Annotated in this window: 12 protein-coding genes; 6 read left to right on the top strand and 6 right to left on the bottom strand. The window is 40.1% G+C overall.

Annotated elements, in window-relative coordinates:
- Positions 1 to 115: 115 nt before the first annotated feature.
- The 3 genes from AAEY57_RS00115 to AAEY57_RS00105 form a co-directional block, all read right to left on the bottom strand.
- Positions 116 to 1,060 (bottom strand): carbohydrate kinase family protein, encoded by a 945-nt coding sequence (locus AAEY57_RS00115; RefSeq protein ID WP_350605552.1) that lies wholly within the window; start codon positions 1,058 to 1,060, stop codon positions 116 to 118.
- 125 nt (positions 1,061 to 1,185) lie between these two features.
- Positions 1,186 to 3,579, bottom strand: coding sequence for a TonB-dependent siderophore receptor (locus AAEY57_RS00110; protein ID WP_013463014.1), 2,394 nt, complete (start codon positions 3,577 to 3,579; stop codon positions 1,186 to 1,188).
- Between the two features lie 167 nt (positions 3,580 to 3,746).
- The gene (locus AAEY57_RS00105) at positions 3,747 to 4,976 is read right to left on the bottom strand and encodes an MFS transporter (RefSeq protein WP_350605549.1); all 1,230 of its coding nucleotides are present in this window, start codon (positions 4,974 to 4,976) and stop codon (positions 3,747 to 3,749) included.
- A gap of 175 nt (positions 4,977 to 5,151) precedes the next feature.
- On the opposite strand from AAEY57_RS00105, the gene gtfA reads away from it, so the two are divergent.
- Positions 5,152 to 6,624 (top strand): sucrose phosphorylase, encoded by a 1,473-nt coding sequence (gene gtfA, locus AAEY57_RS00100; RefSeq protein ID WP_350605548.1) that lies wholly within the window; start codon positions 5,152 to 5,154, stop codon positions 6,622 to 6,624.
- A 73-nt stretch (positions 6,625 to 6,697) separates the two neighbouring features.
- Here gtfA and AAEY57_RS00095 read toward each other — a convergent pair whose 3' ends face one another.
- On the bottom strand, positions 6,698 to 7,729 hold the full coding sequence (locus tag AAEY57_RS00095) for a LacI family DNA-binding transcriptional regulator (RefSeq protein WP_016900594.1): 1,032 nt from the start codon (positions 7,727 to 7,729) through the stop codon (positions 6,698 to 6,700).
- 81 nt (positions 7,730 to 7,810) lie between these two features.
- The gene (locus AAEY57_RS00090) at positions 7,811 to 8,704 is read right to left on the bottom strand and encodes an AraC family transcriptional regulator (protein WP_076921973.1); all 894 of its coding nucleotides are present in this window, start codon (positions 8,702 to 8,704) and stop codon (positions 7,811 to 7,813) included.
- A gap of 192 nt (positions 8,705 to 8,896) precedes the next feature.
- On the opposite strand from AAEY57_RS00090, the gene exaC reads away from it, so the two are divergent.
- From exaC to AAEY57_RS00065, 5 genes are all read left to right on the top strand, one after another.
- On the top strand, positions 8,897 to 10,417 hold the full coding sequence (gene exaC / locus AAEY57_RS00085) for an acetaldehyde dehydrogenase ExaC (protein WP_064663761.1): 1,521 nt from the start codon (positions 8,897 to 8,899) through the stop codon (positions 10,415 to 10,417).
- A gap of 302 nt (positions 10,418 to 10,719) precedes the next feature.
- On the top strand, positions 10,720 to 11,325 hold the full coding sequence (locus AAEY57_RS00080; RefSeq protein ID WP_016900597.1) for a DUF998 domain-containing protein: 606 nt from the start codon (positions 10,720 to 10,722) through the stop codon (positions 11,323 to 11,325).
- Positions 11,326 to 11,429: 104 nt separating this feature from the next.
- On the top strand, positions 11,430 to 11,648 hold the full coding sequence (locus tag AAEY57_RS00075; RefSeq protein WP_013463022.1) for a hypothetical protein: 219 nt from the start codon (positions 11,430 to 11,432) through the stop codon (positions 11,646 to 11,648).
- A 61-nt stretch (positions 11,649 to 11,709) separates the two neighbouring features.
- On the top strand, positions 11,710 to 12,237 hold the full coding sequence (locus AAEY57_RS00070; RefSeq protein WP_013463023.1) for a GNAT family N-acetyltransferase: 528 nt from the start codon (positions 11,710 to 11,712) through the stop codon (positions 12,235 to 12,237).
- A gap of 515 nt (positions 12,238 to 12,752) precedes the next feature.
- On the top strand, positions 12,753 to 14,225 hold the full coding sequence (locus AAEY57_RS00065) for a S41 family peptidase (protein ID WP_036955085.1): 1,473 nt from the start codon (positions 12,753 to 12,755) through the stop codon (positions 14,223 to 14,225).
- A gap of 73 nt (positions 14,226 to 14,298) precedes the next feature.
- On the opposite strand, the gene AAEY57_RS00060 is transcribed toward AAEY57_RS00065, so the two are convergent.
- Entirely contained in the window at positions 14,299 to 17,292 is a 2,994-nt protein-coding gene (locus AAEY57_RS00060) for a TonB-dependent receptor (protein WP_350605543.1), read from the bottom strand.
- Positions 17,293 to 17,294: the final 2 nt, after the last annotated feature.

The raw sequence follows: 17,294 nt of genomic DNA, 5'->3' as shown, positions 1-17,294 counted from the left end.
CGTGTTGATAGCTAGGCAAAAAATTTGCTATTTAGTTGTTCTAAATGAGAATTTTTTAACGCAGATAGCGACACGTTTAGCCTCGTAAATGATTAAGTATTATTGCGGATTGGTATTATACCTCTTGAAGTGTAGGTAATGCGGGAAATGCCCCCTTGGCTAAGCAGGCTTTAGAGCCACAACGCAAACCAAAACTTAAAGCGTGTTTTATTAGGTGCTCATTATTAATTTTTTCGATGAGCGAGCTATTTTCATCGGTGTGATTTAAATAATATAACACGCCTGCAATAAACGCATCACCGGCACTGGTAGTATCCACAGCATTAATGATTGGCGCCGATTCGTTTAATATAAACGCCTTGTGGTAAACCGTTGCCGGTGCAGGGCCATCGGTTAAAAATACCAATTTTACACCTATATTTAAAATAGACTGTAAGTAATCATCAGGTGATTGCTGTGTTTGCTCAGCTAAAAAGTTCAGCTCATCACGCGATAGCTTAACAATGTCGCAATAGGCATAACACGCATGTACATTGTGTTCAATGTCATTGCTATTTTGCCACAAGCTATAGCGTAAATTTACATCAAAGCTAACGAGTTTATGGTTGTTTTTAGCTAGCTTTAAAGCACACACGGTGGTGTTTGCAATAGCTAAATTAGTTAACGTGTTGGAACAAAAGTGTAGGGTACTCAATTCATCCCATTTGATATGGTTTAAATGCTCACTCGTTAACAGTAAATCGGCGGTATTGTGGCGATAAAAATTAAAGCTGCGTTCACCGGTTTCATCCAAACTGACAATAACCACGGCCGTTTGAGAGTCTTTAATCGTAAATAAGTACTCTGTACTTACTTTATATTGCTCAAGCGATTTACTTAATTGTTTAGCAAAGTAGTCATCACCCATACCGCCACAAAAAGCAGCCTTGCCGCCTAACTTTGCATAACCTACCGCTACATTGGCAGGGGCACCTCCTGCAATGGGCAAATAGGCACTGTTTTGAGAATCTTGTGGCAGCATATCAATAAGTAGCTCGCCGAGGCTAAGTAATTTGGTCATAGTGTAAATCCTAAAAAACCCAGCAGAGCTAGGTCAAAATTCAAGGGAGAATTATTAAAACTAATTAAAGTTAGTGTAACAATCGCTGAAAAACATAGCTTCAGCGTTTGTTACACTAAAGATGGTTAGTTAAACGCGTATTTAAGCGTTATTGATGTTGTGCGGCCATTAATAGTACGGGCGCGAATAATGTTATTATCTGGAATTGAGCCTTCTTCAGCTTCTGTAATACCTACCGTATCGAATAAGTTATTTACATTAAGTGCAATATTAAGGTTTTCAGATAAATCGTAACTTACAAAGCCATTTACTTGAGTGTAACCGTCAAATTTAAGGTCGTTATTGTCTTGAGCGTAAGCATCAGTAGTACCAATAAAGTTGACACCGGCAGCACCTTTATCAAAGCTATAACGAGCCATTAAAGAGTAGATTAAATCAGCTTGGCGGCGTGGCGTATTACCTACCACTTCAGGTGTAAGTGCATCCTTAGCAATTTCTGCATCAGTCCATGTTAAGTTACCACGAAAATCCCATGCATCGATGAAGTAAGTTGATTCAATTTCAATCCCTTTTGCTTCGTACTCACGGTCAAAAAAGGTTTGCGATGTTGCTTCAAAGTTTTGCTCTTCTGTTTCTGCATAAAACGCTGTTGCGAAAACTGAAAGTGAATCAAAACGTTTTTTAACCCCAAATTCATACTGGTTTACTTCATCAACGGCATCTTCATCAGCAACCGAACCGTCAGCGCGTACTTTACCAAATAAAAGTCGGTCAGCATTTGCGCGGCCACCTTTACTCAGTCTTGCAAATGTCGCAAGGCTTGAATCTATTTGGTAGTTAGCCCCAATTGAATAGGATGCATAATCCCAATCGTAATTTACTGGGCTAGCATTTGCGGTATCAATGCCTGCTACATTTTGTTCAGGAACTGAAATCACTCCATCGCGATTCATATCAACTGTAGAGGTTACTGCACCTGCGTAATTACCGCGTGCTTCACCACTATCGTAACGAGCACTGGCGTCAATACTTACATCACCCACTTTTGTTGAAAATGAAACGTACGGGGCGCGGGTATCGTATTCTGTATCGTAATCACGCTGACAACAGTTACCCCAAAAAGGCGTTCCGTATGCATATAAACCATTTTCAGAAAACGCTGTACCATCAGCAGCTGTTACATTTAGTAGCGCTGCATTATCGCCCTTAAGCTCCATAAGGTAAGAGTTCCATAACCATGACATAGCAATATTTTGCGTTGAAGCATAGTAACCAAATGTAACGCTTGTATCATCGCTTAGTGATTTAGTTAGTTTGAAGTCGTTCACAATAGAGTCAAAGTCGTTCATTGTGACGTCAAACGTATGAATACGCATAGCTAAATCGTCATTAAATGCAGCTCCGGTATTGGCATTACTAAGCGTTGCACCTGCGCCGCCAATACTTTGTGCAATAGCAGTCGCGCTGCCTACTTCAGCAGGAATAAGTGAATTAAAGTTACCGCTAACAGAGGATTTACGAAAACGGTTTTCAATACGCCAATCGTTATCTAAGTCAAATACGGCTTCAAAACCCACTGAGTCAACTTGCGGGTTCATGCCATCGCGAATATCGCCGCTACTAATTTGATTTTCGCCATTTAAACGCACTGTTTTAGTAAATAATGCCGAGTGTGGTGTATCCGATTGTGCGTCAAACCCAGGGATTGAGTCACCATTTGCATACATTGGCATTGGTAAGTAACCCACGCTTTTGTCATCTAAATGTTTGTAATAAAGACGCACGTAACCGTTTTCAAAGTCTTTGGTAAGGTTGGCTTTAATTTGCCCACCTTTATTTGATGTGTAACCTGTTTCACGCGGGCCTTCACCTTGGCGCACAAAACCACCTACATGAAAACGTACGCTATCACTAAGGTAAGTGCCGTATTCAAAGTCTGTACGAATAGTGTCGTAATCAAGGCCCAGTGTTGTAGAAACACTGCCTGATTCGTTTTCACCATTTTTAGATATAAAGTTAATTATGCCGCCCGGTGCATTACTTGCTGCAGTCGAGGCCGAACCACCACGAATTGATTCGATAGTTTGTACGGTATTATCTAGGCGCATAAATATATCAGCGTTACCAAAAGCAATATCACCGTATTGCATAACGGGTAAACCGTCTTCTTGTAATTGTAAAAACTTAGCACCACCAGAGGCCACAGGTAAGCCGCGTACAGCAATGTTTGCGTTACCTTCACCGCCGGTTGATTCTGAGCGTACGCCCGGAATAATTCTAAACGCTTCAGCAGTTGAACGCGGTGTAGATACTTCAACTTGAGCAAGCGATAAACTGCTCACTGATGAGCTTGATGCCATAATGGTTGTACGACGTGGTACACCGGTTACAACGATAGTCTCAAGACCTTTGTTAGCTTGCGCTTGTGTGTTTTGCTCTTCTTGTTGTGCATAAACGCCTTGGCTTACAGCCAGCGCTAAAGCACTCATTAAATATAAAGGTGTGTTGTGTGTTGTCATGTGAACGCCTCGTTTTGTGAGCCCGAAGGGGTTTGTTATTTTTACTTAATCGATTAAGTAAAAATAACAAATCTTTTACAATAAGCAAATTATTTTATTCTTTATTTGCTGTTTTTTTACTCATCTATTGATTTGTATAGTGTTTTTTTAGCCCCCAATTTGTTGATTTACTCAGTTATTAGGTTGCTCTCTTGTAAAGCGCTGGCTGATGGGTCACGTAGATAGTTAAACAGCATCGCTAAAAATAAAATAATGGCAAAGCCGGTTGCAAGGTAAAAACCATAACGTACATGACCAAAGTAATCGCTGATCATACCCATAAATAAAGGCGCTAATGCGGCTGAAAGTGCAGTGAAAAATAATATAACCCCAGCAACTGCGCCATGTTGTTGTACCGGGAAGCACGATATTCCTTTGGAGTTTAAGGTCGGGTAAACCATCGACATAAATAACCCTGAAAGCGGCAATAAACCAACAGCCCAATCAACGCCACCGACTAAAGTACCCACATAACACAGTGCAATACCTAAACTTAAGTAAGCCATAACACCTTGCCAGCTATAGCGGTTTAATAACCACACAGCAATAAAACGACCTGCGGCACGCAGTATAAAAAATATGGTGAGTGCATAGGTTGCCAAAAGGGGCCAAGAGCCCGTGTAGTCTTTTAACAGCGTCGGCATCCATACGTAAATGGCAACCTCGGTTGCAACATAAAGCGCAATGGCGAGCGAAAAGCCAAGCGCGTAGGGGTTTTTTATCATTTTCATGGTGGTAGCAAGTGAAGCGGGCTTTTCAGTGCTTTTAACAACGCTCGGATACTCTGCACGCCACGCTAAAAACGCTAAAATTAAGCACATAACACCGGCAATAATATATAAATAAGTCCAACTTACATTTTGTACCAGTAATACACCAACAAGTGCAGGTCCAACAATGGCACCAATACCAAAAAAGCCTTCTACTTTGTTCATGGTTTTAGTGTGCTCTGCGTTGCTATGAGAAATATCGCCTAATAACGCCAAAGCGCCGGTTTTAAATAAGCCAATAGCTAAACCAATACAGCAAAGCAAAAAAACAAAAAATATAAAGCTGCTACTAATGGCGAATAAAAAGCAACTCGCAGAAAATATTAATAACCCAAGCATAATCGTTTTTTTACGCCCGAGGCTATCGGCTAAAAAGCCTAAAAATAATCCGCTAAAGGCAATGAGTGCCATAGGCGCATAGTGGAATGCGCTGGCTTGGGTCATGCTTAAACCAAATTCAGTTATGAGCTCGGGAATGATCATGCCAACGGCATCGGAGGTCATGGCAAACATAAAAAACATCATATATGTGAGCCAGCGAATTTGTTGCAACGGATCGCTGCTTACGTGTGTGTGTGATTTTGTCATGTGCTTTTCCTCGTTAAATGCGTTCTTAACACTCAGTAAGTCAGTCAGTTACTGATTATAGTATTAATGTCGCCACGATATTTGTATGTAAAATTTATAAAAATAACTTGTAAATTCGTACGTGCTAGTTAAAGATATATCTTAATCGATTAAGTTTCAACATGGTAATCACACAATGATGAAGAATAAAGTTCAATTGATCACATACGCTGATCGAATTACTGGCCAAGATATAAATGCACTTACCACTCTTTTACATGGCCCATTAGAGGGCGTTTTTGGTGGTGTGCACTTATTGCCATTTTATAACCCAATTGATGGCAGCGATGCAGGCTTTGACCCGATTGATCATAGTGAAGTTGATTCTCGAATCGGTACTTGGGACGACATAAAGGCACTCGGTAAAGACCATGATTTAATGGCTGATCTAATAGTGAATCATGTGTCGGCGCAATCTTTTCAATTTCAAGATGTGCTGGCTAAAGGTAAAGCGTCAGCATTTTGGGATTTATTTTTAACCAAAGAAGACGTGTTTCCCAGTGGTATGAGCGAGGCTGAGCAGCAAGCTATTTACCGTCCACGCCCAGGCAGTTGTTTTACGCCAATGAAATGCGGTGATGGTCAAACATATGATTTTTGGACCACTTTTACCGACAATCAAATTGATATAAACGTAAAAGTAGAGGCGGGAATTGCGTATTTAAATAATGTACTTACTAAGTTCTCTGCTAACAACGTTAATATTATTCGTTTAGATGCAGCGGGTTATGCTATTAAGCAGGCGGGTACTAATTGTTTTATGCTAGATGAAACGTTTGGCTACTTAGATAACTTATCAAAGCAAGCCAACGATTTAGGCATGGAAACCATTGCAGAAATTCATAGCCATTATCAAACACAAGTAGATGTAGCTAAGCGCGTTAATATGGTTTATGACTTTGCATTGCCGCCACTAATTCTACATAGCTTGTTTAATAACAATGCGGATGCATTACTCAAATGGCTAAAAATATCGCCGCGTAACTGTTTAACGGTACTTGATACGCATGATGGCATAGGCATTATTGATGCAGGCCCAATGGGTGAAAAACCAGGCTTATTAAATGCAGAGCAAATTGATAACCTAGTAGAAACCATGCATGCAAATAGTAACAATCAAAGCCGCCAAGCAACAGGCGCGGCTGCCAGTAATGTCGATTTATATCAAGTAAACTGTACTTATTACAATGCATTAGGCGCTAATGATTTTGACTATTTACTGTCGCGCGCAATTCAATTTTTTGCGCCAGGTGTACCGCAAGTTTATTACGGCGGCTTATTTGCCTGTGAAAACGATATGGAACTGTTAGCAAAAACCAATGTTGGCCGTGATATAAATCGCCCATATTTGAACGCGGCTAAAATAGAGCAAGCCCTTAATAAACCGGTAGTAAAAGGGCTCATAGAGCTAATTAAAATGCGTAATGAATATCCCGCATTTGCAGGTGAATTTTCGGCTCAAGGCGGCGCAAGTGTTTGTTGTTTAATGTGGAAGCTTGAACAACAATCAATTTCATTGAGGATTGACTTTGCAAGCCGTACTGCACTTATTACGCAGGTTAATGGCACTCAAGAAAGCACTCTAAACTTACAAAGTTTATTGGCTTAAATAGCTTTATTTGTTGAAAACCAAAAGCCAAGCAGCCTCTGTTTGGCTTTTTTATTTGCTTTATTAACAGTGCTTAGCTACTTGCACCAATATCGAGTGCGTAACCTACTTCATATTGTTTTTCTTCTTTAGAAATAAATAAGTTAGCAGCCATAACGCCCTTTTCTTGGCTATTTTGATGAATTGTAGTGAGGCGAGGTACAAAACGAGCGGCTTCTTCTATGCCATCAAACCCCACAATACGCAGCTCACTGCCTATTTTTATCCCTTGTTTTATGGCTTCTCGCATGGTGGCAAGGGCAATTAAATCGCTCATGCATATAATCACGTTAGGGCGAGGGGAGGCTGTTAATACCTCTTTTGCGGCAATATTTGCAAAGCGCTCACTGCTTTCAGGAATATTCCAAATGCGGTCGTCGGCAACCGTTATATTAGCCTCACTTAAGGCGCGTTGATAACCACGCAAACGTTGATGCGAAATAGATTGGCCAGTTTCAAATTCGTGATGTTCGTATACCCGGCACAATACATTTTCATCAAGTAATCTTAAGCCTAATATAGCCACTTTATCATCTTGATTATGTAAAACATGTTTGGCTATTTCATAACTGGCTTGCTCGTTATTAACATTAATTGAGGCGTTACGGGCAATGTCAAAATCAACCGTCACCACATGTTTGGAGACTGTTTTTAGTTGCTCTACTAGTGCTTTATTGCGCGGGCGACCATAACAAATAAAACCATCGACAAAATCAACAACGCTGTTGAGGTTGTCACTATTGCCTGAAAACAATAAAACATTAATATTGTTTTTTTCAAGTACCGAGGTTACTCCCCGCATAAAACTGCTCGCAACAGGGTCTGATACCATGTATTCCACGCTATCGGGAAGGACTAATGCAACAATATTAAAGGTGCCACTTCGCAAAGACTGCGCCGCTTTATTAGGGCCATAATACCCCAGCTCTTTGCACGCTTTAAGTATGGCTTCGCGGCGTTTAGCAGAGAGTTGATCAGGGCGATTAAACGCATTTGATACCGTAGCATTAGACACACCTAACTCTTTGGCAATACTCTTTAATGTCCAGCGGGTGGGTTTACTCATCGGTGACTCATTACTACTTACAACATTGCAAACAATCTAGCATATTAGGCTGTTTAATATAACAAAAACTGTTGTGTTAGGTTAGTGGCGACACGCTTTTGGTGCAATACCAAAAGTTTGCTTAAATAAACGGCTAAAATGACTGGCGCTATTAAAACCCAGGTCGTAGCACACCTTGCTTATAGCGTGGCCTTCTAATAAAAGCGTACGGGCCTTTTTAAGCCTAAGTTGTTGTTGCCAAAGCGCAGGGCTGGTGCCAAAAGCAAGTTTAAACTGCTGATAAAACTTACTACGGCTCATACAGGTTATTTTGCAAAGGGTGTTTATGTCGAGGTTTTCGTTTAAATGCTCTTCAATATAATGCAGTGCATCACTCACGTTACTTTTTAGGCGCAGCTTGTCACAGTTGGCCAGCAATAAATCACGGCTTTGCTGTTGTAATAAACGGGTGATCAATTCGTTTAACGATAAATCAATTAAGTAGTGTCGCTCAGCGCCTTGCTCACTAAATAAATGCACCATGCGCTCTAATAACTGCTGAGTTTGCGTATTATGTTGGGTATGCACTAAATTAGGGGTGTATTCAAACAAGGTATCACTAGCAAAGCTTTGCTGCATATTAAGCGCATTAGCCACATTGGTTATTTTATCGGTGCTTATTTCAATGGCTAAACAGGTGGTGGGTGCGTTTAAGGATGCATGCGGAAAATCAATTAGTACGCCTTGCTCGGGTGCTAATACAAACGATTCATGTGGTAAAAACGCTTTGTGGTATTGACTGCTCTCAACATGCATTATTTTTTTACCACTGAGCATGGCACAAAACAGTAATTCGTTTGAGTGCAACGCCACTTTTTGCGCACTTTTATAGGTATCGTAAATACTTAGCTCAGAGTTATCGGCAGCAAAGGTCACTTTGTTTTCAATCAGTACATCAAGTTGTTGGCGTTTTTTATTTAACTGAGATGTGTGCATGTTCAGCCTTTTTTAATCGTTATAGAGCGTTTTTAATGTGGACTCACAGACAACTTTTTTGGACAGCTAAGCAAGTTTTTAAGCGCTTAATGGTCTAATGTCAATCAATACCGATTAAATATAAAGCAAGTTGCTACATTACTCTAACAAATTTCGGCTTAGACTTTTAGCTAACAACAAGAGAACACACATATGATTTATGCAAACCCAGGTTCAGCAGACGCACTCGTCACATTTAAACAGCAGTATGGTAATTACATTGGCGGCGAGTGGGTTGCCCCTGTCAACGGCCAGTACTTTGATAATATAAGCCCAGTTAATGGCAAGGTATTTTGTAAAGTACCGCGCTCAGATAAAGACGATATAAACCTTGCACTCGACAAAGCCCATGCAGTAAAAACCCAGTGGGGCACTACCTCAGTCGCCGAGCGCAGCAATATACTATTAAAAATTGCCGACCGTATTGAACAAAACTTGGAGCTACTTGCAGTGGCCGAAACATGGGATAATGGCAAAGCGATTCGCGAAACCCTCGCCGCTGATATTCCACTTGCCGCCGATCACTTTCGTTACTTTGCAGGCTGCCTTCGTGCTCAAGAGGGCAGTATTGGCGAGATAGACGAAACCACGGTAGCGTATCATTTTCATGAGCCTCTAGGCGTTGTAGGGCAAATTATTCCGTGGAACTTCCCATTATTAATGGCCGCTTGGAAACTTGCGCCTGCGCTTGCAGCAGGTAACTGTGTAATATTAAAACCCGCAGAGCAAACACCCGCCTCAATCTTAGTGTTGATGGAAATTATTGGCGATTTACTGCCAGGGGGTGTTTTAAATGTGGTAAACGGCTTTGGTAAAGAAGCTGGTGAAGCACTGGCAACTAGTACGCGCATTGCTAAAATTGCCTTTACAGGCTCAACTCCTGTGGGCTCACATATTTTAAAATGTGCAGCCGAGAATATTATTCCTTCAACGGTCGAGCTTGGGGGGAAATCGCCTAATATCTTCTTTAGCGATGTTATGGAAAAAGACGACTCATATTTAGATAAGGCAATTGAGGGTGCCATTCTTGCCTACTTTAACCAAGGTGAAGTATGTACTTGTCCATCACGCTTGTTCATTCAAGAAGATATTTATGAGCAATTTATAGAACGTATTTTAAAACGTACTAAACAAATTAAACGTGGCAACCCGCTTGATAGTGAAACCATGGTAGGCGCTCAAGCCTCTAAAGCGCAGTTTGATAAAATTTTAAGCTACATTGAAATTGGTAAAGAAGAAGGTGCTGAAGTATTAACTGGCGGCCATGTTGAGCAATTAAGCGACGAGCTAAACGGCGGGTATTACATTCAACCTACACTATTAAAAGGACGTAATGACATGCGCGTGTTCCAAGAAGAAATTTTTGGCCCCGTTATTTCAATGTCGACCTTTAAAGACGAAGCCGAAGCACTTGAACTGGCTAACAGCTCAGAATTTGGTTTAGGCGCAGGGGTATGGAGCCGTAATATGAATCGTGCTTATCACTTTGGTCGCAAAATAGAAGCAGGTCGTGTATGGACTAATTGTTACCATATGTACCCAGCGCACGCTGCGTTTGGCGGGTATAAAAAGTCTGGTATAGGCCGCGAAACTCACAAACTCGCGCTTGATCATTACCAACAAACTAAAAACTTGCTAGTAAGTTACAGCGAAGATCCGCTTGGCTTTTTTTAATAACGCGTTTTAGTTTAAACAAACAACCTATAAGTAATGAAAGCGCTACATTTTTGTAGCGCTTTGTTTTTTTAAAACTAATACCGATAGCATTTGATTAGTGGTTAATTATAATGATAAAGAAACGATTTATTAATGAGGCGCTGGGTTGAAAAAGTAGATTAAAGGTTCTAGCTCAGGGCTGTTATGACTAGGTTTCAGGCTGTTTGTACAAGCTCACAGCTCGTCACTCGAAGCCGGCTCATTTTCTCCTCTGTGTTCAAAAAGGCTTTAATGAATTAATCACAAAAAGGATTATGGTGATGTTTGAAACGATTGCGATTTATTCAGGGTTAATAGCCACATTATGGATATTCATTGGTGTTTATGTAGCAAGTCGGTTTTATGAAGGTTACAGTCATTCTAAACAATTTTGTAGTGAATTAGGTGCAACGGGAAGCCCAACTGAAAAACTGTCACCGCTAATTAATAATTATCCATTAGGTTTTTTATTTTGCTTTTTTGGCTGGTATTTAACACAACTATCTAATGTATCTATTTTGGTTAATATTGCTGGCTGGTTAGTCATAATGCATGGTATTGGTACATGGGTTGCAGGTTATTTTCCTATGGATGCAGATCCATTTACTAAACACCCAACTTTTAATTGCAAGGTTCACTCTTGGGCTGGTTTCATTATGTTGCTTTCGCTCGTTTTAGCACCAATATTAATAGCGATCAGTCCAACCACAGAAATTACTCCTTTATACTTTCGTGTTTTTTCAATTGTTTCTGTTATCGCTACTGTTTATTATCTGTTTGCTATGGCTAAAGCAATAAAACTACAAAGTAACCCTGGTAGCTATCAACGTATCTCTTATGGTATCCAATTAAGTTGGTTAAGTGTTTTTTCAATAGTGTTAATGTAATTTTAAACTAATTTAAATCGCCTCCAATAATTTAGAGACTCAACTCACTAACGACTATGATTTATTTCAGCTTATTATTTGGCTCCACAACTCAAGGAAGGCTCATGAATATAAACCACACTAAATTCCGTTTTATTTTACTAAAAGGTGTTCTAGGCTGGGGAATTCCTACAGCTATTTTATTTCAATTAATTATGTACTTTACAGGTGAGCAAGATTTTTTTGATGGAATCATTTCATCTTTAATAATATTTCCTTTAGTAGGCATATTATTTGGATACTTTTTGTGGCATTCGAAATATAAAAAAGAGCGAAATAACTGAGATAACAACCTTAATCACTTGTTTGTTGAAATTTTTTAGCTGTGATTACAAGGAGGTTTGAGTGAACATTTGTGAAACCCAAAGGTTGCTTATTCGGCAGTTTTCAATTGATGATGTGCCGGCATTAAGTGAAATTCTTAGTGACGATGAGGTGATGAAATACTCAATTCGTGGTGTGTGCGATGAAGCTGCAACTCGTGAATTTATAAAGTGGTGTTTACAATGCTACGGTTCATACGGTTTGGGCCCATGGGCACTAATAGATAAAAACAGTAACCTACTTATAGGGTTTTGTGGTGTTTCTCCACAAAGTGTCGCGGGTAACGAAGAGCCTAATTTAGGGTATCGATTAGCGGGCGATTTTTGGAATAAAGGATTAGCCTGCGAAGCGGCTAAAGGTGTTTTAAAGTATGTGTTTACGCAAACTACTCATCAATCAGTCGTTGTTATTATTGAACCTGAGCATATTGCGTCATTAAAAGTAGCAAAGAAAATTGGCTTTACAGACTACAGTACTCATGAATTTCATGGTCGTACCGTACAGTTATATCGATTAACTAAGGCGCAGTGGAGTAACTCACTTGTTTAAATAATACTATGTAGGTAGTAAGCTGAAAGAATAGTTAGTGTTGATTTGTTAAGTATCAGTTTTTAAAAAGGAAATTTTTAATGGATATAGATTCTCATATAGTTCAACTTGAAAAAAACAACCGAAAGTTATTTAGTGCATCTCATTATTTGGGGCTTACGATAGCGATGGCTGTTATTGTTTTGTTGTTAATGTTTTATTCAGCCCATTGATAGGGCTTGCTTGTTCAGGTTTTGCTGCTTTCTTTTTGAACTTTTTCTATTCACAGTATAGCTTTAGAAAACTCAACGCCCGCATAACACTACTGCAAACCAAAATTGAACAAACGTCTAAGTAAGGTGTTGCTCTAAATTTAAAGCCAGTTCATTTTAAATCTTACTCGTTGTTAGCTGCTTTTAATGTTGTTAAGTTACTGCTATAAAAATAATTTGCTGATACTTATTTGATTTAAGGTATTTTTAGTTCCACCAAATGGGTTTACAGTAATTATATAACCTAATTTAAAATGGATTTTCATGAACATAAAAACAAAAATAGTTAGCCGTACTTTATTGAGTGCTTTATTAATTACGCCTACCTTGAGCATGGCAGAATTAGCAGTTACTCCTCAAACACCAGAGCAATGGCGCAGTGTTACTGATCGTGATATTGAAGCTGCTTACAGTATTTCGGCAAAAAACCACCCCGGTATGTTTGATGTTAACAACCCAGTCTTTCCTGAGCTATTAAAGCAAGCAAAAGCAGAAGCACTTGCACTGTCTGCCAAAGCGAGCGGGCCGCAGGTTCATGTTGCGGCAATTGCGCGTTTTAGTACTGTGCTACAAGATGGTCATGCAGGTGTGTTTTCAAGCGTTGAACGACCTGCTCGTCGTTGGCCAGGTTTTAGTGCCGTTTGGCGGGGTGATGCATTAAAAGTGTATTACAGTGAAACAGATAATATAAATAAAGGTGATGTGATAAGTGGTTGCGATGGGCAAAGTACCGAGACGTTAATGCGACAAAGAGTGTTTAAATTTCATGGACAGGTTACACAACCTGGGCATTGGTGGCAGCAAGGTTGGCGGTTACTAATTGATGAGGGCAACCCATTTTTAACACCTCTAAAAGAATGTCAATTTGTTAAAGCCAATGGGCAAGCTTACAGTAAAACCCTTGATTGGTCTGTTCGGCCAAAGAGTGTAAGTAAGCATTTAACACATGCCTATAATGGGGATGAGCTTACAACCGATTTAACTTGGCCTGCGCAAAACATAGCGTGGATTGCTATGCCCAGTTTTGCAAATAACGATAAGCAAACTCATGATTACAATAACTTGTATAAAAAAGTGACTGATCAACGTTCTAAGTTACTCAGTGCAAAAACGGTGGTTTTAGATCTTCGTCATAACCAAGGTGGCTCGTCGTATTGGAGCTTAAAGCTTGCAAAAGAGTTGTGGGGTGAGCAAGTTGTTGAACAAAAAATGGATAACTACTCAAAAAATAGCCGAGTTTGGTGGAGAGCGTCAAAAGATAATACTAGCCATGTTAAATCATTAATTGAAGTGTTGAAAGATCAACCTAAAGCACAAAAAGAGTTTAAAGAAATAGCTGCAGGTATGGCGCAGTCACTTGAAAATAATAAGCTATTTTACATCGAAGAGCCGCAAAGTAAACCAAACCAAAGCGATAGCACGGTGCCAGAGAGTGACTTTAAAACACAGGTTTTTGTTATTGTGCCGCCACAGTGTGCAAGTGCGTGTCTTGATGCCATTGATGTATTTAAGCAGTTTTCAAACACTCAGTTATTTGGCGCGCCAAGCAGTGCTGACTCACTGTATATGGATGTTCGATTAGCTGAGTTACCCTCAGGTTTAGGTAAAGTGATAGTGCCTAATAAAGTGTATGTGAATAGAGCAAGAGGAAAGGGCGATTATTATAAACCCGATATTGCCTATAACGATATTGATTGGACAACCGATAAGCTATTAGAAAAAATTAAACAGTTATAAAAAAAGCCGCTCAATGAGCGGCTTTGACTTTTCAACTATAAGGGGTAATCAAAAACTGTATTTGGGCAATGTATTAATTGCCCATAGAGTATCTAACGCCAAAGGCATAACGAGGGCCGTATTGAGCCGCGCTTAAGAACTGACTTTCGAAGCGACTGAATGAACGCTCGGTTTCGTTGGTTAAGTTCACACCTTCAAAGAATACCGTTGTGCTTTCGTTAACTTCGTAGTTCACACTAATATCCCACTGTAAGTACTCTTCTGCGTATTGTGGAGGAGCCGTAGCACCTGAGTCAGGTAAACCTTGCGCAATTAAGTACTCATCACGCCATGCACCGGTAATTTTCACCGATAAGCCATCTTTTTCGTAAAAGCCTTGTATGTTCGCAGAATCACTTAAACCAGCTAATACTGCTTGAGAGGCAAGGTAGTAGTTATCGTACTCTACATCACCATCAACAACGGTGGCATTAAAGCCTGCACCAAAGCCTGAGTCGCCAAACAAGTGCTGAACAGCAAATTCAAAACCGTTTACTTTACGTGAACCAACGTTTTCAGGTGAATTGATGGTCCATTCAATCAGCGGATCAGTCGCTGGATCTGGTAATATACGGTTGTTTTCACCAATGCCTACGCCATTAGCTACAATTTCATTGTAAATTGCAGTGTCAGTTGCTTGATCTCCACGACCTTCAATGGCGGCTACTGCATTGTTCCAACGCTCACCTAAATACACATCATGTAAACCTTCAAAGGTAGTTTTTACCTGGGTGTTATCAATCCAATTATCTACGTCTTTCCAAAATAGACCAACAGCAGCGTAACTGCCTTCGCTGTAATAATACTCAAGGCTTAAATCTAGATTAGTTGATTTAAATGGCTCTAAGTTTGGATTACCACGGCTACCACTTCTTGAATTTAATTTAGGTGATGGTGTTAAAGCCAAGTTACCTAACATATCGCCAAGAGTTGGTCTGGTGATTGTTTGTCCCCATGATGCGCGGGTTACTAAGTCATCCGTAAGATCGACTTTAATATCAATCATAGGAAGTAGTAAGTCGTATTGTCCTTCATAGTCTACTTCAACTAATTCGCCACCAGCGGCAAATTGAGTTAACCACTCTGAACCGCCTGCCCAGTAAACTTGTTCCGCTACACGACTTTTTGCTGGGCTTACAATATCAGTTTCTTCATAACGAAGACCTAAGTTTACAAATACGTCGTAGTCGCTAACGTTAAATACCCAGTTGCTAGAAAGGTAAACACTAATGGTTTCTTCTTCTACTTCGTTAGTTGGGAAGTTATCAAAGCTACCAATTCGGTAATAATCACTACCAATTACGTCTTCGGTCAAATAAGCACTTTGACGAGCAAATGCTTCATCAAGGTCATAAGTGTAAGCATAACCTGGCGCTACGCCGTTAGGACCAAATGAAAATTCATCAAGGAATCCGCTTAAATCAATCCTTTCGAACATCGCATCTGGGAAAATTTCAGCGAATGTACCGTTGTTAAAGCCAGGTGCATTGGCGTTATTAGAGCCGCCCCAACCACTGAGTGTTTGCTTAGTGTAAGCCGCACCAAATTTAACGGTTTCAAGACCAATATCTGTATAAGTAAATAATTTACCGTCTAATTGTACTTGAGAAACTTCTGACTCACCTGGTGTTCTGGTAAAAATACTGAAGTTAGAACCAATTTGATTTGGACTTACTTCTTGTGTGCCGTTGTTCCAATTAATATTAAAACCCGGTACATCGCCTTCGCGGAAAAAGTATTCTTTAGTAGATAACTCTGCTGAGCCCAAAATAATACGGGCATTAGAATTTAAGCCAGGATCTTTGCCATTATCTGTTGTGGTTTTTGAAGTATGGGCATCAAAGTTAAAACTAAGGTTTTCTGTTGCTAACCATTCAACATTGATACCGGTTGCTTTTGAGTCTACCTCGGCAGTTTCACGAAATGCCGTGAATGAGGCATCATCACCGGCTGAGTTATAGTAAATAGCGGTGCCATATTCATCTAGCTCATAGGCATTACCATTACCACCAAACGAACCGTTCCAAATACCCCACGATAGTGAGTTATTACCTGTTGTTGCATTTGAGATTGTATGATCTAGTGTAAACGTTAAGTTATCTGTTGGTGCAAACTGAAAAGTGGCTTGCGCATTTAAACGTTCACGCTGAATATCATCTTTTGAAAAGCTGACTTCTTGTGGGAAGAAAGCGGCAGATACAAACTCACCATTATCCCCAGCATTTGGATCGAAAAACTGCTTAGCTGGGTTACCATCTGCATCCATTGGGCGGTTATCAATTATGTTTTCAGCATCAACCGATAGGTTAGGGTTGACTAACCAAGAGCGTACATTGGCTGCTTGGCGCTGAAAATCACGGCGGTGGTATGAAAAGTTAGCTGAAAAACCAAACATTTCGTCAGCAAAAGTATTGCTGTAAATACCTGCAATTTCAGGTGTTACTTCATCACCTTCTTCTACCGATGTATCGTGAATGCCTTTAGCCATCAATGAAAAGCGCTGACCCGGCTTTTGTAGAGGTTTAGCGGTAACAATATTTACAGTTGCACCAAGGCCACCTGTTGGTGTATCCGCACGCGCTGTTTTCATAACTTCAAGTGAACTAACGCCTTCAGATGATAAGTTCTCAAAGTTAAATGAACGCGTAAAACCGGTGCCTGCCATTTGACGGCCGTTAAGTGTTACAAGGTTAAACGATGGGCCAAAACCACGTACGGTAATTTGGCTACCTTCACCGTTTGAGCGACTTACCGATACACCCGTAATACGTTGTAGCGATTCAGCTAAATTAGTATCTGGAAATTTACCCATTTCTTCAGCAGAAATGGCATCAACCACGCCTGATGCGTCACGCTTTACATCCATTGAACGGATTAATGAACCACGAATACCTTTTACTTCAATAACTTCTAGTTCAGGTTCGGCAGTATTTTCTTGCGCAGCATAAGCGAAGTTAAATGTGCTTGCAGCGATGATAAGTGACACAGAAGCCGCTAGTGGGCTTTTTTTAAACTTATTTGTGTTCATAA

Source organism: Pseudoalteromonas sp. MER144-MNA-CIBAN-0113 (assembly GCF_040308965.1).
GTDB classification, from domain to species: domain Bacteria; phylum Pseudomonadota; class Gammaproteobacteria; order Enterobacterales; family Alteromonadaceae; genus Pseudoalteromonas; species Pseudoalteromonas tetraodonis.
The sequence above is the reverse complement of the archived record's forward strand: the minus strand, read 5'-3'. Positions and strand labels throughout refer to the sequence as shown.